The organism is Streptomyces sp. NPDC059248 (assembly GCF_042753905.1).
Classification (GTDB): domain Bacteria; phylum Actinomycetota; class Actinomycetes; order Streptomycetales; family Streptomycetaceae; genus Streptomyces.
The window spans coordinates 1-18,380 of the sequence record NZ_JBHYZV010000010.1 but is presented as its reverse complement, the minus strand read 5'-3'; the positions used below and the strand labels follow the sequence as shown (position 1 = coordinate 18,380).

General features: G+C 71.2%; 22 protein-coding genes. 8 read left to right on the top strand and 14 right to left on the bottom strand.

Going from position 1 to position 18,380, the window contains the following annotated elements; genetic code table 11:
• Nucleotides 1-6 precede the first annotated feature (6 nt).
• Nucleotides 7-2,304, bottom strand: coding sequence for a tetratricopeptide repeat protein (locus ACFXG1_RS06445; protein WP_384741409.1), 2,298 nt, complete (start codon nt 2,302-2,304; stop codon nt 7-9).
• Nucleotides 2,305-2,315: 11 nt separating this feature from the next.
• Nucleotides 2,316-2,651 (bottom strand): hypothetical protein, encoded by a 336-nt coding sequence (locus tag ACFXG1_RS06440; RefSeq protein ID WP_384710728.1) that lies wholly within the window; start codon nt 2,649-2,651, stop codon nt 2,316-2,318.
• A gap of 166 nt (nt 2,652-2,817) precedes the next feature.
• Here ACFXG1_RS06440 and ACFXG1_RS06435 point away from each other — a divergent pair, with 166 nt between their 5' ends.
• Complete coding sequence (locus tag ACFXG1_RS06435) at nt 2,818-3,432, top strand: dihydrofolate reductase family protein (protein ID WP_384710725.1); 615 nt, start codon at nt 2,818-2,820, stop codon at nt 3,430-3,432.
• Nucleotides 3,433-3,484: 52 nt separating this feature from the next.
• Here ACFXG1_RS06435 and ACFXG1_RS06430 read toward each other — a convergent pair whose 3' ends face one another.
• The 5 genes from ACFXG1_RS06430 to ACFXG1_RS06410 form a co-directional block, all read right to left on the bottom strand.
• Entirely contained in the window at nt 3,485-3,700 is a 216-nt protein-coding gene (locus ACFXG1_RS06430) for a DUF397 domain-containing protein (protein WP_384710722.1), read from the bottom strand.
• A 99-nt stretch (nt 3,701-3,799) separates the two neighbouring features.
• A complete protein-coding gene (locus ACFXG1_RS06425; protein ID WP_384710719.1) occupies nt 3,800-4,018 on the bottom strand; it encodes a DUF397 domain-containing protein in 219 nt (72 codons plus the stop codon).
• A 57-nt stretch (nt 4,019-4,075) separates the two neighbouring features.
• Complete coding sequence (locus ACFXG1_RS06420) at nt 4,076-4,264, bottom strand: DUF397 domain-containing protein (protein WP_384710716.1); 189 nt, start codon at nt 4,262-4,264, stop codon at nt 4,076-4,078.
• A gap of 59 nt (nt 4,265-4,323) precedes the next feature.
• Nucleotides 4,324-4,539, bottom strand: a complete 216-nt coding sequence (locus ACFXG1_RS06415) for a DUF397 domain-containing protein (protein ID WP_384710713.1) — start codon at nt 4,537-4,539, stop codon at nt 4,324-4,326.
• On the bottom strand, nt 4,536-5,375 hold the full coding sequence (locus tag ACFXG1_RS06410) for a helix-turn-helix domain-containing protein (protein ID WP_384710710.1): 840 nt from the start codon (nt 5,373-5,375) through the stop codon (nt 4,536-4,538). The genes ACFXG1_RS06415 and ACFXG1_RS06410 overlap by 4 nt, the downstream gene beginning before the upstream one ends.
• Before the next feature lie 391 nt (nt 5,376-5,766).
• On the opposite strand from ACFXG1_RS06410, the gene ACFXG1_RS06405 reads away from it, so the two are divergent.
• The 4 genes from ACFXG1_RS06405 to ACFXG1_RS06390 all read left to right on the top strand — a co-directional run bounded on the left by ACFXG1_RS06405 (nt 5,767) and on the right by ACFXG1_RS06390 (nt 7,449).
• Nucleotides 5,767-5,925 (top strand): hypothetical protein, encoded by a 159-nt coding sequence (locus ACFXG1_RS06405; RefSeq protein ID WP_384710707.1) that lies wholly within the window; start codon nt 5,767-5,769, stop codon nt 5,923-5,925.
• Nucleotides 5,926-6,005: 80 nt separating this feature from the next.
• Nucleotides 6,006-6,284, top strand: coding sequence for a hypothetical protein (locus tag ACFXG1_RS06400; protein ID WP_384710704.1), 279 nt, complete (start codon nt 6,006-6,008; stop codon nt 6,282-6,284).
• The gene (locus ACFXG1_RS06395) at nt 6,281-6,460 is read left to right on the top strand and encodes a hypothetical protein (RefSeq protein WP_384710701.1); all 180 of its coding nucleotides are present in this window, start codon (nt 6,281-6,283) and stop codon (nt 6,458-6,460) included. The genes ACFXG1_RS06400 and ACFXG1_RS06395 overlap by 4 nt, the downstream gene beginning before the upstream one ends.
• Nucleotides 6,461-6,615: 155 nt before the next feature.
• Nucleotides 6,616-7,449, top strand: coding sequence for an aminoglycoside phosphotransferase (locus tag ACFXG1_RS06390; RefSeq protein WP_384710698.1), 834 nt, complete (start codon nt 6,616-6,618; stop codon nt 7,447-7,449).
• 116 nt (nt 7,450-7,565) lie between these two features.
• Here ACFXG1_RS06390 and ACFXG1_RS06385 read toward each other — a convergent pair whose 3' ends face one another.
• From ACFXG1_RS06385 to ACFXG1_RS06375, 3 genes are read right to left on the bottom strand one after another with little or no spacing between them, the layout of a single operon-like run.
• A complete protein-coding gene (locus ACFXG1_RS06385) occupies nt 7,566-8,168 on the bottom strand; it encodes a GNAT family N-acetyltransferase (RefSeq protein WP_384722971.1) in 603 nt (200 codons plus the stop codon).
• On the bottom strand, nt 8,165-9,949 hold the full coding sequence (locus tag ACFXG1_RS06380; protein WP_384741404.1) for an IucA/IucC family protein: 1,785 nt from the start codon (nt 9,947-9,949) through the stop codon (nt 8,165-8,167). The genes ACFXG1_RS06385 and ACFXG1_RS06380 overlap by 4 nt, the downstream gene beginning before the upstream one ends.
• Entirely contained in the window at nt 9,946-11,862 is a 1,917-nt protein-coding gene (locus tag ACFXG1_RS06375) for an IucA/IucC family protein (RefSeq protein WP_384714624.1), read from the bottom strand. Before ACFXG1_RS06375 ends, ACFXG1_RS06380 begins: the two co-directional genes overlap by 4 nt.
• Nucleotides 11,863-12,113: 251 nt before the next feature.
• On the opposite strand from ACFXG1_RS06375, the gene ACFXG1_RS06370 reads away from it, so the two are divergent.
• A complete protein-coding gene (locus tag ACFXG1_RS06370) occupies nt 12,114-13,703 on the top strand; it encodes an MFS transporter (RefSeq protein WP_384714627.1) in 1,590 nt (529 codons plus the stop codon).
• Between the two features lie 123 nt (nt 13,704-13,826).
• Complete coding sequence (locus tag ACFXG1_RS06365; RefSeq protein ID WP_384714630.1) at nt 13,827-15,425, top strand: SMI1/KNR4 family protein; 1,599 nt, start codon at nt 13,827-13,829, stop codon at nt 15,423-15,425.
• A 4-nt stretch (nt 15,426-15,429) separates the two neighbouring features.
• On the opposite strand, the gene ACFXG1_RS06360 is transcribed toward ACFXG1_RS06365, so the two are convergent.
• The 4 genes from ACFXG1_RS06360 to ACFXG1_RS06345 form a co-directional block, all read right to left on the bottom strand.
• Nucleotides 15,430-16,092, bottom strand: a complete 663-nt coding sequence (locus ACFXG1_RS06360; RefSeq protein WP_384714633.1) for a hypothetical protein — start codon at nt 16,090-16,092, stop codon at nt 15,430-15,432.
• 2 nt (nt 16,093-16,094) lie between these two features.
• Nucleotides 16,095-16,364, bottom strand: a complete 270-nt coding sequence (locus tag ACFXG1_RS06355) for a hypothetical protein (RefSeq protein ID WP_384714635.1) — start codon at nt 16,362-16,364, stop codon at nt 16,095-16,097.
• A gap of 188 nt (nt 16,365-16,552) precedes the next feature.
• A complete protein-coding gene (locus tag ACFXG1_RS06350; RefSeq protein ID WP_384714638.1) occupies nt 16,553-17,149 on the bottom strand; it encodes a DUF4291 domain-containing protein in 597 nt (198 codons plus the stop codon).
• 111 nt (nt 17,150-17,260) lie between these two features.
• Entirely contained in the window at nt 17,261-17,371 is a 111-nt protein-coding gene (locus ACFXG1_RS06345; RefSeq protein ID WP_384714640.1) for a lasso RiPP family leader peptide-containing protein, read from the bottom strand.
• A 399-nt stretch (nt 17,372-17,770) separates the two neighbouring features.
• Here ACFXG1_RS06345 and ACFXG1_RS06340 point away from each other — a divergent pair, with 399 nt between their 5' ends.
• Complete coding sequence (locus tag ACFXG1_RS06340) at nt 17,771-18,340, top strand: hypothetical protein (RefSeq protein ID WP_384741400.1); 570 nt, start codon at nt 17,771-17,773, stop codon at nt 18,338-18,340.
• The last annotated feature ends 40 nt before the right edge of the window (nt 18,341-18,380 follow it).

Here is an 18,380-nt window from a genome sequence, read left to right as displayed (position 1 = left end):
CGGGCTTCACGAATGGTCGGTGCCCGGATTCCCGGCGCTCAACTCGGCTCGCTCCCGCCAGTAGGCGAGGTTGTCGCGGGTGGCGAGGGTGAGGTGGTGGTCTGCGCCCAGTACACGCGTTCGGTCGGCCAAGAGGCCGACGAGGGCTTGTGCGGCTCCGGCCGGGTCCCCCGCCTCTCCCAGCCAGTGGGCGTGGTTGCCCCGGTTGGTGAGGGTGTCGGGGTGGTCTGAGCCCAGTACCCGTATCCGGTCGGTCAGAAGGTTGGCGAGGGCTTGTGCGGCCCCTGGAGCGTCCCCCGCCTGCCCTCGCATCAGGGCGTGGTTGCCCCGGTTGGTGAGGGTGTCGGGGTGGTCCGCGCCCAGTACCCGTATGCGGTCGGGGAGGAGTTCGGCGAGGGCCTGTACGGCTCCTGGGGCGTCCCCGGCCCGTCCCCGCATCAGGGCGAGGTTGTTGCGGGTGGTGAGGGTGCTGGGATGGTCTTCGCCCAGTACCCGCACTTGGTGGGGCAGGAGTTCGGCGAGGGCCTGCGCCGCTCCGGCCGCGTCTCCCAGCTCCCCCCACATGGAGGCGAGGTTGTTCCGGGTGACGAGGGAGTAGGGGTGGTCTTCGCCCAACGCTCGCACGATGGAGTCCAACACTTCGGCGAAGCCTCGCGCTGCTCCGGCCCGATCCCCTGCCAGCCTGCGCAACATGGCCAGGTCCCCCACGGCGGAGAGAGTGTCGAGATGGTCGGGGCCGAGGCGGCTGCGGGCGATGTCGGCAAGGCGGATGAGGTGGTCGACAGCGGCGGTGATCTGACCGGATTCGCCGAGGCTGCGGCCGAAGCGATGCAGCAGGAGGTGCACCTTCGGCTGGTACAGGGCGGCTTCGGCGTGGTGGGTGAGAGCCTCGGTATTGGCGCGCAGGGCTTGGGCGAGGTCGGTATCACGTTCGATCTCGGGCCATGCGGACATGAGGGCATAGGCGCTGACGCGCGCGACTTGGTCGTGGCGCTCGGGACTGAGGGTGTCGCGGGTAGCGCGCTGGATGAGCTGGTGGATTCGGACGGCCTGGTGCGGGCTGTCGGGTTGGTGGTCGATAAGGCTGAGCCGATCCAGGGCACGCAGGGCGCCGAATGCCTCCTCGGGGGTGACCGCTGCCAGAGAGAGCCGCCGTCTGAAGTGCCACCACTTCGGTCGTTGCGCCCGTCGGGGGTCGGACGCGGCAAGGTAGAGGCGGGCGATCCGGCTCGTCAGGACGTCCTGGGGGATGCCGTTGGCGTCGAGCAGGGCGGCCAGGTGGAGCATGGGTTGGGCCAGGCCGGCGGGGCGTAGGGTGTCGGCGCGTTCGACGGACAGGGACCAAGCGGCGGCGAGGGCGGCGGCCTGTTCATCGGGCAGGGCGTCGGGCGTGAGGTCGGCGAGTTTCGTCGCGCGATCGGCCAATAGAGCACGGTACGCGGCCGGGGTCTCTCCGGAGTCGACGAGATAGGCGGCGGCCTGGGCCAGAGCCAGCGGCAGATCCCCGAGGTCCTGAGCCAGAGCGGCAAGCTGATCGGCGGGCTCGCTACGGCCCTGGGCGGCCAGGGCCGCCGTGAGATAGGCGGCCGACTCGGCGGGGGTGAACAGGCCCACCTCGATCCGACGGCGGCCTTCTCCGAACAGGGCGGAGTCCCGGCGGCGAGTAGTGATGAGGGTCCGGCCGTAAGAGCTCGCGGGCGGCCACAGGCTGTACCGGTTGCCGGGGTCGTCGGGGTGGACGACCAGGTCGTTGGGGTCGGCGACGTCGTCCAGGACGATCAGCCAGCGGCACGGCCGCTGCCCCGCCTTCGGGGTCAGCCAGGCCAGGAACTTCTTCGCGGCCTGTTCGGGATCTGCGGGGTCGGCCCGACACAGTTCGGCACCGGCCTGTGCATAGGCGGCCACCACGGGCGACTGGGCGCTCGCGGTCACCCAGACCAGGACATCCAGCCCGCCGTCGTCCCAGGCCGCGCGGGCGTAGTCGGCGGCGAGCTGGGTCTTGCCGACGCCACCCATACCGGTGAGGACTTGGGAGAGGACGGCGGTGCCGCTGCCCTCGACGGCCGTCCGCAGCCGGTCCACCTCGGCGCGGTGCTGGAAGGACCGTGCCGGGGATGGGATCACCCCGACCTGATGTGGCCAGGGGGTCGGCTCCGGGAGGGCGCGCTGCTGCACGTTCAGCGTGTTGACGACACCGCTGATGGCGGTGCCGCCGTTACTGGCTGCGGCGTTGCCGCTGTCCGCCACGGTCACCGACGGCTCAGACTCCTCGCCCCGTGCCTTGCGTTTTGACGCCTTCGCCATGGGTGCGGAGCCTAGTTGGAGTAGTCGATGCCGGAGACGGAATTCGGCCCGCTGGCCTCTCCCGTCCGTTCGGCCGTCGCGGAGCCGTGCCCCTGGCCACCCGGCCGTTTGATGCCGGTGACGCCGCCGTTGGTGGCCTGCCCGGTCTGCACGGCCCGGTCCGTGGGACCGGTCGGGGTCGGCTGCTGGAAGAGGGCCCAGACCAGGGCAGCGACGGCGACGGCGGCCTGGACGGAGGCCCCGACGAGTTGCCCCGCCCCGGGGCCGTCCAGCAGCCAGATGAGCGGCGTGGAGACGATGGCCACCCCCGCCAGCGCGATGACCGTGATCTTCCAACCCGGTGACACAGTGGCTCTCCCTCCCCCGACCTGCCCGCCACCCCGTATTGTCCCGCCCGGTCTTCCTCGGAGCCAGGAAATGCGAGTTTTGGCATCGCGGCTCCAGCGCGCGCCGGGTTACGACATCCGCAAGGGCGGGGACGGATGTTTCCCCGAACCAGAGGAGTGGTGCGCGATGAAGTTGGTGTTGCAGGAGTTCCTGTCGCTGGACGGCGTCTCCCAAGGCCCCGGCTCGCCGGACGAGGACACCAGCGACGGGTTCACCGGGGGCGGCTGGCTGGTGCCGCACCTGGACGAGGAGTTCGAGAACGTGGTGGCCGGCTGGCTCGGCGAGGCGGACGCGTTCCTGTTCGGCCGCCGGACGTACGAGAACTTCGCCCGGGACTGGCCGCAGATGACCGACCACCCGAACGCCCGCATCCTGAACGGCCTGCCGAAGTACGTCGCCTCCCAGACCCTGACCCGGGCCGGATGGGAGCCGTCCACGATCCTGTCCGGCGACGTCCCGGCCCAGGTCGCCGAGGTGAAGCGACTCCCCGGCCGCGAGCTCCAGATCCACGGCAGCGCCCGGCTCGGCCATTCCCTGCTGACCGCCGGTCTGATCGACGAGGTGCGCCTCGCGATCGCCCCGGTGGTCGTGGGCAGCGGTCGTCGTCTCTTCCCGGACGGCGGCACCCCGGCGGGCCTGAGGCTGCTGCACCACGAGACGACACCGGGCGGAATCGCCATCCACGTCTACGCGCCGACGGGCCTGCCGGAGTACGGGACGTACGGCGGCGCCGACGCGTAGGGCGCCCGGGCGCCCCGCCCGATGTGTGCCGGGCGGGGCTGTCGGGACGCCTTCAGCCCGCGTCGGCGACGCGGGCAAGCGCCACGAGCCCGGCGAAGGCGGCGGGGCTCACCATCAGCACGGGCCCGTGCGGCAGCTTGCTGTCCCGTACGGGGACCGTGCCGGTCGCCGACGCGTACTGCGGTGCCCACTCGACGCACTCGCCGCCGTTCGGGGCGCTGTAGCTCGACTTCGCCCAGTTCACGGATGAAGAGTTGAATGCGGTCATCAGGGGATGCCCTTCGTGCCTCATTGGTCTCGGCTATGGACTCAGCTTCAGAGGCTGCCCCGCCCGGTGTGTGACCAGGCGGAGTGTGCCGGGACGGCTTCAGATCGCGTGGGTCGTGCGGGCGAGCGTGACGAGTCCGGCGAAGGCGGCGGGGGACACCATGAGTACCGGTCCGTTCGGGCGCTTGCTGTCTCGTACGGGGACCGTGCCGGTCGCCGATACGTGGTTCGGTGCCCACTCGACGCAGGACCCGCCGTTGTCAGTGCTGCGGGTGGACTTCACCCAGCGCATGGATGGGGAGTTGAATGTATTCGTCATGGGATGCCCCTTCGTGCCTTAATGATCACGGCCACGGCATCAGCCCCGAGGGACTGCTCAAGCACCGCATCTCTTGGCGAGTGTCACGAGTCCGGCGAAGGCTGTAGTGCTCACCATCAGCACCGGACCGTTCGGGAGTTTGCTGTCTCGTACGGGGACTGTGCCCGTCGCGGACGTGTAAGACGGCGCCCATTCGACGCACTCGCCGCCGTTGGGGCCGCTATGGCTGGACTTCACCCACGTCATCGTGCGTGTGGCAGGAAGAATCACTGGTCGCACTCCCCTACAGGGCTCTCGCGTCGGGCTCAGACGTCGGATGCCTTGGCGAAAGCCACGAGTCCCGCGAAGGCGGCGGTGCTCACCATCAGGATCGGGCCATTGGTGTGCTTGCTGTCCCGTATGGGGACTGTGCCGGTGGCGGACGCGTACGACGGCGCCCACTCGATGCAGGACCCACCGTTGCTCGTGCTGTAGGAGGACTTCACCCAGTACAGGGGGGAAGAGTTGGCCGTGGTCGTCACGTGATGCCCCTTCGTACCTCTTTGATCATGGCTACGGAGTCTGCCTGCGAGGCTGCTTCGGTCTGTAGTTGATGGTAGTTCTTCACCAGGGGCAGTACAGAGGTCAGTTCACGTTCCAGATAGCCCTGTGTTTGGGATTCGACGTAGGACATCAGCGACCTGTCGGGCAGTGTCAACAGATGTACGAGGCGGTCGAACGGCCTCCGAGCGCCCATGGAGAACGGTGCGATCTGTAGCGCCGTATTGGGCATCCGGGCGAATTCGATCAAGCGCGCCAACTGGCCGTCCATGATGCCGTCGTCGCCGATGGGGCGGCGGATGCAGTCCTCGTCCAGTACTGCGAAGATCAGCGGCGGTGGAGTCCGCAACAGGGCGGCCTGTCGGCTTATGAGGAACTCGACCCGCTCATCTGCTTGCTCAGGGGTGATGTCGCCGCGCTGCACGGCGCAGTTGGCGACCTCCTGCGCGTACTCCCGGGTCTGGAGCGGTCCAGGGATGAGTCCCGACTCGAACATCCGGATCTCCGCTGCCCGGGCCTCAAGGCCCAGATACTCGGGAAATCCCTCCAGCAAGGCACCGTTGCTGATCTCGCGGTACGCGCGTTCGAATGACTCCGTGGTCCCGGTGAATCCGAAGACGGTGTCCGCACTCTGCGCCGATGGAAGGGTTGGAGGTTTACGAGCTGTTTCCAGTGCGGAGATGTGCTGACTGGAGTAGCCCATCAAGTTGGCCAGGTCGTCCTGTGTCCAGCCGCGTGCCTCCCTTGCGCTGCGTAAACGTGCTCCGAACGCCTCCACGGGCCCCGCGCTGGGGTCGAGTTGCTTGCGGTTCACCACGGGGGATACCAACCCTTCCTTCGTTGCTGCCCAGTTGATTGGTATTTCGACTCTAAGCCACGCTGGCCCGTGCTTGGTAGTGAATCCGCTACGAAGAGGAGATTGGCATGGGCGCTGATTCAATTCGGAACAATCAGAAACCCGGTTCTGGCCCTCCTGCCGATAGGAAACCCCATCCTGAAGCGCTGCGCATGGCGCGCAAAGGTGGCTACGGCATGGAATTGAGTTCCCTCTCCGAGGCGGTGTTTCGGTGGCCGCCGTGTGAGTGCGGGCACCCGAAATGCCCCGACTCCAAGGTCCCTCCGGAGGACCTCGACCGCTCCGACAGCCCCACCATGGCGCGGCTCCGGCCTCGCGTGGACGAGGCGAATCAGCGTGCGGGAGGACGCCCGTGAACGAGCAGGGGGAGTGCGGCGAGTGCGCGCGGCTTCGCGTGCTCCTGGAGCGGGCGCGGGAGGCGCGTGACAAGACGCTCGTCACCGACTGTCGCGTACTGCTTCGGCGGCATCCGGCGCACGACGGCGTACCCGTCACGGCCAGGGACATCTGACAACGGCAACGCCCCGACAGCCTGCCTAGGAACGGACTGTCGGGGCTACGCCGAATCAGCTTTCGAGGAGCTGAACCGACATGCGAGACCTTATCGTCCAGGCGTTCTCATGGGCCCTGAACCTGTTATTTCCCGGCGGGGGCCGACACCGTGCCCTCTCGCCGGTCGTGGTCCCCGTTCCCGTCTCTCCTTGGGCCCGGCCGTGGACCGGGCCCAGTTCCGCCACCGCCCGCGCGATCTTCACCGCCGGGGAAGCACAACACCTCACCCCCGGCCAGCGCGAGCAGTTCTACGCCACGGCCTGGGCCGAGCTCGGACGGGAGTACCGCCTACCCTCCGACGAGGAGGGGATCTCATGACACGCGAGGCCCTCCTCCACACCCCCCGGCCGTTCACCCCGCCCTGCGCGCACTGCGGACGCGAAACCGCCGCGCCCGTCGTCGTCGGAGTCACCGGGATCGTGGTGCGGTACGCCTGCCCCGCGTGCGCGTCCGAGCACGGGGCAGGCCCGTCCCCGGACGACGAGGTCGGTTAGGGCCTTGCCCCAGTCCCCGTGGTGATGCCCAAGGACCGGATGAGCTGGGCCAGATGCGCAGGGCGAGGGCTGCTGCGCCCGGGGGCAGGCCGTGGGCTTCACGCATCACCTGTCGTGGGGCCCGCGCGGCTCATGGTGTGCAAGTGTGTGGAGCCGTGGCAACTACCCGAATCGCCTTTGAAGAACTCCCCCCGGCGGTGCTCGCCGAAGTCGAGGCGCGTACCGGACCGCTCCTGAAGGTCGAACCGGCGAAGGAGGGGTTCAACAGTGAGATTGCCGCCCGTGTCTTCTCGGAGACCGGGAGCGTGTACGTCAAGGGACTCCGTGCTGATCATCCACGGGCGTGGACCCAGCGGCGGGAAGCTGAAGTCAACCCCTTCCTTCGCGGAGTCGCCCCGATCCTCCGGTGGCGGATCGAAGAAGAGGAGTGGGACCTTCTGGGCTTCGAAGCCCTTGATGGGCATCACGCGGATTACTCGCCCGGATCGCCGGATCTGCCGAAGGTGGCCGACCTTCTCGTCCGCCTGGGCGAAGTGGTCTGCCCGGACATCGAGCTTCGACAGGCGGAGCAACGTCTTGAGCGCTACGCGGCGAAGCGGGCAGACTTGGGCCACTTCGCCGGGGACTCCCTCCTTCACACGGACCTGAACAACACCAACGTGCTCGTGGAGGAGACCGCGCTTCTCGTGGACTGGGCATGGGCCACCCGGGGCGCCGCATGGCTGGACGCCGGCTACTGGGTGATCTGGCTCATGGCCGTTGGGAACCACACGGTGGAGTCTGCGGAGCGCTGGGCGGGAGAAGTACCAGCCTGGCGGAGCGCCCCCTCAAAGGGCGTGGACGCGTTCGCCGTGGCCAACGCCAACCTGTGGGAGGAAATCGGAAGTGAGGACCCGGACCCGTGGACCGCTCGTCTGGTCACCGCGTCCGCCCGCTGGGCCGCCCATCGCATGGGGAGCCGAACGCGCCCCTTCCGGGACGCCGGTTAAGTGTGCGGCCGAGCACGGTGCCGGGCCGTCCCCCGACGACGAGGTCGGGTAGTCCGGACAGGTGGCAGCCCTGTCCGGACCGAGCCGGACAGGGCTGTGTCTGCTGTGGGGACCCGTTAGGGCAGGTCGGCCTCCGTTCTCGGGTGGATCATCAGCAGTGCCTCCTTGTCGGGGAGGGTGATCGGTCCCCGGTCGCGGAAGCCGGCCGCCGCGAAGGCCCGTAGCGACGGCTCGTTGCCGAGGTCCGGTTCGGCGACGACCCGGCGGCATGCGGGGTCCGCCGCCAGCAGGCCCTCCGCGAGGGCCCGCAGCAGCTCCCGGCCGAGGCCGCGGCCCGTGCGGGTGCGTTCCCCGATGGCGATATGGAGGCCGAGGTCCCGGGCGTCGTACGGGTAGAAACCGCAGAGCCGGTCGCGGACCACCCGGTACACCTCGATATAGGCGAACGGCTCACCGTCCAGCGCCACCAGCACCGGCAGGATGGCGTCCCCGGCCAGATGGCCGGAGATCTCCTCCTCCCAGCGCTCCTTCGGCCACGCCTGGTGCCAGAAGGCGTCGATGTGCGGGGACTGCATCCAGCCGTGCACCAGGTCGAGGTCGGCGCCGTTGGCTCGCGCCACCCGGGCCGTCCAGCGGCCGTCGAGCAGGGGGAGCGGGGGGCCCGGGACGGTCGCGGCCTCGGGTGCCGTTCCGGGTGCTTCCTGGTGTAACGACGTCATGCGGATGCCTCCAGCAGGGGGTTGGGGGCGTCGAGATAGACGGACTGCGCGTCCAGCGGCGCGAGTACCTCGTCGATCCCGTGGAGCCGGGTGAGCAGATTGCCCTTGCAGGGCAGCGTAGGCGCGGTGAGCCAGCGCCGCGCCAGCCGGTCGCCGCCGGGCGCGGCGTCGGCGAGCGCGGGGAGCGCGGCCCGCAACCGGGCCGCGAGGACGGCGAGCAGGTCGCGTTCGTCGGCCAGGCCGTCGACGGCGAGCGCGCCGACGACGGAGAGCGCCTGGTTGCGCAGCAGATAGTAGGAGAGCCGGTCGTCCACCAGGTCGTCGTCGACGACGGCGAGCGTGGAGGCGTCGACGCCGAGCCGCCCCAGCAGGGCGGGGAGGTGGGACGCGGCCAGGTAGTAGCCCTGGTTGTCGCGGAACGCGGAGCCGGTGACGCGCCCGTCGCCGTCCAGCCGTACGAGCGTGTTCTGCTGGTGCGCTTCGAGGCCGATGCCGGTGGTGGCGTACAGATGCAGCATCGGGATCAGGACCCGGTCGGTGTAGTCGGCGGTCCACCGCTCGGCGGCTCCCGGCCCGAGCGCGGCCACCGTCTCGCCGAGGAGGCTGCGGCCCATGCCCGGCCGGGGCGCGACCAGGCCGACGAGACAGCGGTACGTGCCGATCCCGGCGGGCACCTCCCGGACGGCGACGTCGAGCCCGGTGATCTCGGGGCCCTCGGCGCGGCCCGGTTCGTCCACGGCGAGCCACGCCGGGTCGCGGGTGATCGAGAAGCCGGGGTGGGCGGTGAACGTGGCGTCGGCGTGGCCCGCGTCGAGCAGCCGGTTGATCTCCAGGCCGCGCAGGAGTTCCGTACGGGTCGACTCACGGCGCGAGTTGGTGAGCCGCAGCCCGAGGGAGAGCTTCAGCATCACCTCCGTACCGGGCCGGTACAGCGTCCGCACACTGGACGTGGGCCACCACGGCTCGCCCAGCTCGCCGAGGGGTTCGAGGGCCCCGGAGGCGATGAGGGCGGCGATCCGGGGGCGGTGGACGGCGTCCCGGGCCTGCCACGGATGGGCGGGGACCAGGATCCGGCCGCCGGTGTCGGGCCGTCCCGCCAGATCCGCCAGCAGCTCGACGGTGTCCCGGCCGCGCAGCGACGGCGCGCCCGCGACGGCGTCGTGGGAGACGACGGCCGGATCGGCGGCGAACCAGTGCAGCCGGAACGAGCCGCGCAGCTCGGGCGAGTAGACACCGGTCTCGTGGTCGGAGAGCCCGTCACGGGATTTCGGCGCCGGGTGGTGGAGATGGCCCAGGAGCAGCGCCTGCTCGGAGTCGAGGAAGGCGTCGGTGCCGGGCGGTGCCTCGGGCCGCTCGCGCCGTTCGGCGATGAAGCGCGCGACCCTCCGTACGGACTCGGCGGTACGTTCCACCAGGTCCGCGACCTCGCCGGGGGGCACCGCGCCCCGGCCCCCGGACTGGGCGGCGGCGGCCTCGGTGGCGACGAGCGCGACGGCGGTCACCGGGTCGGCGGTCGGGCCGAGCGGCCCGCCGGGGCCCTCGATCCGGACCGGGCCGAAGCGGTGCCAGCCGGTGGGCGAGCGGTGGACGACCTCGGTGACGAGGGCGAGCCCGGCGGCCGGCAGCTCGATCCGCAGCGGTCCGGCGGCGGGCTCGACGCCGGTCTCCCGGAGCCAGCAGCGCAGCAACGCCTCCAGATGGGCGTGTTCGGCGGCGCCGCGCGGGTCGAGTCCGTGCAGAACGTCCGCGGGGGCGGGGACGACGACAGTGGTGGCGGTCATGCGCCGCCCTCCTCGGCCAGCGGGTTGGGGTGGGTGCCGTTGGGGTACAGGGCGTGCCGCAGGGCGCGGTCCCCGTACCGGGTGACGACGATCCGGTCGCGGTTGAGCCCGTACCGGGGGATCTGCTCGGTCAGGAGGTCGTACTCGGCGAACCGCTCCTCCAACTCCGGGAACCGCTTCCTGAAGTCCTTCTGGAAGTCGAGGATCGTGCGTCGCACCAGCCGCCAGAAGACCTTCTCGGGGACGCCGAGCTGCTCCTCGCACAGGGGCGCCAGATAGCGGAAGTGGCCCACGAAGACCTGGTCCACGACGTGCTGGCGGATGATCGAGGGGTGCTTGCGGGGCAGCACGTGGTGGTGGCCGTCGGGCTCCGGGCCGCGTTCGGGGACATCGGTGAAGGAGACGCAGACGTCGTCCACGAAGTCCTTCAGATAGAGCCGGACGGGGACGTCGTTCTCGTCGTACCCGATGAGGGTGTTCTGGCCGTGCGGGTTGAACGTGACGCCGTACCGGTAGAGGACGTGCAGCAGCGGCGGGAGGAGTGTGTCGAAGAGCTTCCGCAGCCATTTCTCCGGCTTGAGTCCCGAGGCGCGGACGAGTTCGGCGACGAAGGCGTCCCCGGCGGTGTCGGTGTGGAGGAGGGACGCGAAGGTACGGACCCGTTCGCCGGCGTCCTTGCGTGCCGACACCGACTCGCGCCAGATACAGCCCAGGGTCTCCAGATGCTGGTAGGGCGCCTGGTCGAGGTCGGAGAGATAGGGGTGGTGGACGGTGACGGACGCGACCTCGCCGAGGAAGACGGTGCGGCACTCGTCGGTGAGGAAGGGGTCGCGGTCGACCAGTCCGCGCAGCCACTGGGTGACGACGGGCGCGCCGGAGGTGCAGTGCGGCGGGATTCCGCGCCAGACCAGGGTGTTGAGGATCTTGAGGGGGAGTTTGACGTCGTACCGCTCGGGTGTGCCGATATTGGCCATGGTGCGGATCGACTGGCCGGGGAGGTAGAGGTCGGGGCTCTGGCCCAGGGGGATGATCCGGCGCTGGGCGACGTCGGCGGCGTGCAGGATCTGCACGGCGTGGTCCCACTGCCAGGGGTGGACCGGCATCCAGACATAGCCGTCGGGGTCGACGCCGGCGGCGGTGAGGACGGCGGTGAACCGGGCCCGGGTGTCGGGGTCCAGCTCCCGCTGGAGGATCGTGTGCTCGGAGAGTTCGGAGGTGCCGCGGAACTCGGCGAGCCCGCGGTGGACCGCGACCCACTGGAGGGTGAGCGGCTGCGCGGACTCGGGGGCGTACTTCCGTACGTCCTCGGCGGAGAAACCGATCCGGCCCTTGTTGGCGACGAGCAGGTTGTGCCCGGTCATCCGGCATTCCAGCTCGGTGTGCCCGAGGCCGCGCAGTTCGGCGACGGTCTCACCGCCGTGGGTGAGCCGGGCCGCGTCGACGGCGAGGGTCGCGGACAGCTCGGTGAGATACGTGGCGATGGTGGACGGGTCGCTGCCGATGGTGGTGGCGGCCTCGATCAGGAACCGCTGGGCGTCCCAGGCGGGCTGGGCGATGGAGTTGCCGAGCATGCTGGTCGCGGTGCGGGTGATCGAGCCGGGGTCGACGCGGAGCCAGTCGAAGGCGCCGGTGGTGGCGCGAAAGGCGTAGGTGGTGCCGGATTCGAGATCGACGCGGTACGCGGCGCTGCCGTCACCCGGGTCCGGGGCGTCGTCGGTCCCGACCGCCTTCAGCATGTCCTCGAAGCACCATTCGCCGAGTGCCTTGGCGAGCAGTCGGCGGTTGGCCTCGCGCCAGGCGGCGGGGTCGGTTTCGGCGAGGGTGGGGACGGGATGGGCGGGGACGGGCTGGTCGCGCGGATCGGTACGGACCGGCTGATCGAGCTGGGCCGACTGATCGGGCTGTTCGGGCATCGAACGACTCCGGGTTTCGGTGGTACGGGCGCTGAGCGGCACGGTGAACGGCGCTGACGGCACTGACGGGACTGACGGCGCTGACGGCACTGAGCGAATCAAGCCTTAGGTAAGGCTCACCTAAGACGCAAGCGCCATTTTCAGCCACCAAGATCGATCTGATGCTCCGTCATGGGCCAGGTAAGGTTACCCTTACCCGCCCGGTCGCCGATCTTTGGACGGCCGGATCCGTCCCGGTGTGAGGAGAGCCTGTGGAGGAGCGCCCGAAGGCGACGACGACAACGGCGGTGGCACCGGGTACGGAACCGGCGGGGACGGCGGCCGCGGCGGGGACGACGAGACCGGCGGCCCGGCGGCCCTCCCCCCGCTGGACCTTCGGACTCGTCAGCGCCGGCGGGGTGGTGATGACCCTCGACGTCACCGTCGTCAATGTCGCCCTCACGGACGTCGCCCGCGACCTCGACACCGGACTCGGCCAGGTCCAGTGGACGGTCTCCGCGTACTCCCTCGCCTTCGGCGCGCTCCTCCTCACCGCGGGCGCGCTCTCCGACCGCGTCGGCCGCCGGGCCGTCTTCATCGCCGGTACGGTCCTGTTCACCCTCGCCTCCGCCGCGTGCGGCATCGCGCCCGGCGCCGCGTCCCTCATCGCGGCCCGCGCCGCGCAAGGGCTCGGCGGGGCGCTGATGTTCGCCCCGGCGCTGGCCCTGCTCGCCGCCGCCTACGACGACGAGGGCCGCAGACGCTCCGCGATCGCCGCCTTCGCCGCGATCGCCTCCGCCGCCGGCGCCCTCGGCCCCGTCATCGGCGGGGTGTTCGTGGAGGCCGCAGGTTGGCGATGGATCTTCCTCGTCAATATCCCCATCGGCGTCCTGGTGATCGCCGGGGCGCTGGCCCGGATGCCGGAGTCCGCCGCGCCCGCAGGCACCGGCCGCCGACTCGACCCGCTGGGCGCGCTGCTCGCCGTCGGCGCCCTGCTGGCCCTGCACTATCCCCTGGTCGCGGGCCCCGAACACGGCTGGACCTCGGCCCGGGTGCTCGTACCGGCCGCCCTCGGCATCCCCCTCGCCGTCGCCCTGGTCCTCAGCCAGCGGCGCGGCGACGGGCTCCTCGACCTGTCGCTGATGCGGATCCGCGCCTTCGCGGGCGCCGCCGTCCTCGGCTTCCTCGCCCGCCTCGCGGGCCTGGGCACCCTCGCCCTCACGACCCTCTGGCTCGCGGGCACCTACGCGTACTCCCCGTTGGAGACCGGCCTCCATCTGCTGCCCCTCACCGGCAGCCTGCTGATCACCGGCGTTTTCGTCGCCCGCCTCCAGAGCGCCTTCCCCGCCTCGGCCCTGGTCGCCACCGGCTTCGCCCTCAAGGGCACCGGACTGCTCGCCCTGGCCTGGGCGGCGACGGACGCGCCACGCGCCGCGACCGTCACCGGACTCGTCCTCATCGGCGTCGGAAGCGCGCTCATCTTCCCGCCCCTGATGGGCATCGCGGTCGCCGCGGTCCCCCCGGACCGGGCGGGCATGGCCTCCGGCCTGACGAACGCGGCGTACCCGCTCGGCACGGCGGCGGGCGTCGCGGTTTTCGGCGCGGTCTTTGCCTCCGTCCTCACCACCCGCCTCGGCACCTCCGACGGCCTCCGCGCCGCCGTCGAGACGGCCCGCTTCGACCTGGTCCCCGGCGCGTCCCGGGCCGCCGCGGAGTCGGCGTTCTCCAGCGCTTTCAGCCTGGTCTGCCTGCTCGCGGCGGCGGTCTGCGCGACGGGAGTCGTGGTGGCGGCCCGCACCCTGCGCCCGCCGGACGAGGCGGTGGCGGCGGAGCCCGTACGGGAGAAGTCGACGGCGTCGTGACCCGGGCCGGAGGCGGGTGCGGGCGGCGAACCCCGTTGTCACTGCGGCTCATTAGGGTGCCGTTCACGCCGTCGCGCGGTGCGGATCCCGCGACGGCCCCCTCTCACGGCGAAGGACCCTTCCATGACATCTGAGCCCGTGTCCCGGCAGCCGCTGTCCCGGCAGCCTCTGGACGGCGAGCGGATCGACCGGCGGCTGGCCCGTATACGCGAGCTGTTCACGCGCTGGGCCGCCCTGCGCCCGGGCGGCGGGGAGGCGTGGCGGACCGGCTTCTTCCCGTTGACGGAGGCCGAGGTGGTGGAGACGGAGACCCGGCTGGGAGCGCGGCTGCCGGAGAACTACCGGCGGTATCTGCTGGAGTTCGGCGAGCCCGCGGACCTGCTGATGTCGTACGCCGGAAAGCGCGTCGGCGAGCAGACCGGCCCCCGGCCCGCCGAGCCGTTCCCCCTCGACCGGCCCTGGGCCGGCCCGCCGTGGCACATCACCGAATGGGAGGAGACGGAGGGGACCGACTTCTTCGAGGAGGGACCCGGCGAGTTCTACGCACAGTTCGACGATCCGGAGGACGCCTTCTACGACCTCCCGGAAGGGGCCGCGTACACGGACGGAGCCCTGCTCCTGGGCGCGACCCGCAGCCACTTCCTGGCCTGGCTGGTCCTCGACGGGCCCTGGGCGGGCACCGTGTGGTTCGACAGCTTCGGCAACGACGGCGAGCTGATCCACCTCGCCGACGAAACCGACGAGTTCTACGACGACTACACCCTCGGATCGTTCTGCGACGCCCAGGAATGGCTGCCGCTCGCCGGACTGCCGTGGTTCCCCGCCCCGGAGGAAGGCCCCGCGGACCCGGCCCCGGGGGACTTCCTCGATCTGACGATCGCCGTCCTGGGCCGTCGCGTCCGGCGGGCCGCCGCCGAACGGGCCTGCGACCGGCTCGACCTCGCGGGCTTCCTCGACGCCGACTCGCGGCTGCGCGGCCCCCGCGCGTACGGATTCCCCGCCGGGCACACCTACGGAAACCTCGCGCCCTACTTCTCCGGGCGGGTACGGGACCAGCTGCTGCGGGCCGCCCCCGACCCGGAGGCCGCCGGGTGGATCCTCGAACTCACTGTGGCACTGCCGGGCTCGGCCGCCCGGCCCGCGGCGCTGATCCTGGCGGGCCGCTGGGCGGAGCTGGCCGCCCTCGAAGCCGACGCCTTCCCGGACGGCGAGCGCAGCGCCGTCAATCTGGCGCTCGCCGCCGAGCTGCTCGGCGCCGAACCCGGACCCCTGCCCGTCGCCACCGCGCCGGGCATCCAGCGCCCGGAGAACGAGCGGTGGGCCGTACTGAGCGCCCTCGCCCGCCTCGACGCCGGACGGCGGCAGCGGTTCCTGGACCGGCTGCCCGCTCCGGACGCCGCCGAACTGGGCCCGCTGCTGGACATCGCCGTACTTCCCGCCACCGGCACGGAGGCGCTCGACGCGCTGCTCGCCCGCGACCTGTCCGCCCCGGAACGCGTCGCGGCCACCGTCGCCCTCGTACGGGCCCTCCACACGACGGCCGCCGCCGACGACCCGGACCCGGCGCTGGTCGACCGGTTGTGCGCCCTGGCCGTCGCGGTCGACCGGGTCGGCGAGGCCTTCGATCTGCTCGCCGCCGTATCGGGGGGCCGCTGGGCCGACTGGCGCGCCGCGGGCGCGGCCGGACGGCGCCGCCTCGACGCCCGCCGTACGCCTGCCTGAGGTCCTAGTCGCAGATCTCGACCACGCCGACGTAGTCGAGCTTCTTGCGCAGGACATAGCCGGTCGGGGTGCCGGAGACGACCTGGTCGACGGTGCCGTAGTGGCGGTCGTGGACGGGCCGGGGATAGCTCGCGGCCTCCTGCCGGAAGAACAGGGTTCCCGAGGCCACATCGCCGATTCTGTTCCCCCGGACGTCCCAGATCTGCGCGCTCTTGGTCACGCGGTACTGCTTTCTCGGTGAACAGGTCCGGTCCGGCGACGGCTCGGAAGGCCTGTGGCGTGTCGGCGCGGGGTCGGGCGCGGCGGCGGGCGGGCGCGGGGCGCGCGTCGTCGGCGCGGGCCCCGGTGGTGGTGGTGGTGGCTGCGGGGCCGGGGCCGGTACCTGGCTCCGTGGCGGTTCCGGCGTCGGACCGGGTGCCGGGCTCGGCGTCGGGGTCGGTGCCGGACTCGCGGTGGGGCCGGGCTCCGGGGCGGACCGGGGGTGATCCGGGTTGCCCCGGCCGCCGAGCAGGACGACGGCCAGGGCCAGCAGGACGACGACCGTCGCACGTCGTGGCCTGGGCGCGAAGTAGTTGTTCTGGGTGCCGTGCGGTCCGGCGAGGACGCCGTTCCCCTTGACCGCGCAGTGGTGGTGATCGCCCTCGCCCGAGCAGCCCTTCGCGGCCACCGTCAGTGGAAGTGGTTGTTCTGGGTGACGTTGTCGCCGCACGCGACACCGCTGCCGCCGTTCACGACGACGTGGTACGTCCCCGGCCCCGCGCCGCGCTCGGGTGCGTCGGCCGGGCCGCCGTCCTCGTCCGTACCGGGCGGGACGTCGTCGCGCCTCCGGGACATCAGGGACGTGAGCCGGTCCCAAGCGCCCCGCGCGGCCTGTCGGCCCGTCTCCGTCAACCCGCCCGCCAGCCCTGCGGCCAGGGCCCCGACCACCAGTTCTGTCATCGGCATTGTCCCGCCCTACGTCGATCCGACAGCTCATGGATGGAAATGACGCAACGGGGACCATCGTGGGGAGCAACCGGCCCCGGTCCGACGCACGGTCGCCCCCCGCACGGCATTGACCTCGAAGGACACCGGATCGATTTCGCCCGCACGAGTGACGAGTGACGAGTGACGAGTGACGCGCGGACTCAGCGCAGATGGTCGAGCAGCCCGGCGGGCTCGGGATACGGCTCCTCGCGGGGGAGCAGCGCACGGGCCGCGTCCACATCACCGGCGCGTACCAGGGCGTGGACATCGCGGGCGAGGCCGGTCACGTCCTCGATGCCGGTGATCCACTCGTCCGCGTACCGCCGCACGGCCTCGCCGGACAGGCCGAGTTGGAGCGACCGGTACGGCAGCGGCTGGAGGCGCATGCCCCGCTCGGGGTCCCACTGCACCCGTGTGGACGCCGTCCTCAACTGCCGTTTCCAGGTGTCGTGGTCGGTGTGGACGGCCGGGACGTAGTGCGAGAGACACGCGTGCCGGAGGGCCCATTCGAAGCCCTCGCGGGAGATCTCGACCGCGAGAACGGTCTCCTGACCTTCCTTGGTGCCCCAGCCGCAGCGGTACATCATCCACAGGAACGACGGCTTGATCCACGTCATCCGGTCCCGCTTCCACACGGTGGGGAACCGCCCGTCCCGGGCGGCGGGTTCGCCGATCGCGGGAGGGTACGCCTGGTAGACGGTGACGGTCGTGGCGGTGTGGCGGGCGCGGACGGCGCGTTGGGGCTGGTTCTCACTCACGTGACCAGGGTGGACGTGGGAGGGAGTCCAGGGCCACGGGTTTTCGTGGGGAGTGGGGGCGGGACGGTCCGGCCGCCGGGATGTGTGGGCGGCCGGACCGCTCGGTGGTGGTTAGAGCCACCACTGGAGGAAGTCGGACCAGTAACCATGCCTGACGAGGCGGGTCCTGTCGCTGAATGCGCCGAGGTCGACGAGCACGGGGCTCTCGTAACGTGCGGTCATGTTCTTCACCTCCTGTCTTGGGGCCTTCGCCCGCGCCAGGAGCGGCGCGGGCGACGGCCTTACTTCCGTACACCTTCAGCGTCCTGTCCGGCGGCTGTGCCGTCGTTGTCCATGCGCGCAGGCCCCTTGTCGAGGTGCGCAGCCGTTTTCGTCCGTACGCGCACCCTGCGTGTCCCCGCGCGCACGGAACGCCCGCGCGCTGGCGGGACTTCGCGCGGCGGGGCACCTTGGAGGGGAGGCCGGTCGTCGTGGTGGTCCGGGGCCGGAAGTAGCTGCTACATACACGGCAGCTGAGTACGGGCGCGGATGCCGGGGCGGTCCCGGCGCGGAAGGGTAGGGGTCTGCGGCGGGGCACCGGCCCCGCCGTGCACCGTGCGGGGACTAGTTCCGGAGGTATTCATGCGACGGTTAACGGCGATAGCCGCGGCGCTCGTGGTCGCGGGCGCCGGGCTCATGGGCTCGGCGGGCGCCGCGACCGCGGCCCAGGCAGCCGAGAAGACCGGCAAGGCGGCGGCGTGTGCCACGCCGTGGGGCAGCGGCGTCAAACAGGCGACCGAGTACTCGGGGACACCGCTGCGGAACATCAGGACGGGTCAGCACGCCTGTTTCGACCGGATGGTGTTCGACATCACCGGCGGTACCGGCAAGACCGGCTATTACGTGCAGTACGTCGACGAGTTCCGGCAGGACTTCACCGGCGACCCGATCCCCGTATCGGGCGGCGCCATCCTCTCGATCCACGTCAACGCGCCCAGCTACGACGTGAACATGAACCCGACGTACCACGCCACGCCCAAGGAGCGGCTGCCCGGCGTCAACGTCACCGGGTACCAGACCTTCCGTGACCACAAGTACGGCGTGAGCTGGGAGGGCCAGACCCAGGTGGGTGTCGGCGTCCGGGCCAAGCTGCCGTTCCGGGTCACCCAGACCAACAACCAGGTGATCGTGGACGTGGCCCACAGCTGGTAGGCCCGATCGCCGTCGGTGACTCGGTGCCCGGTGGCAGGGG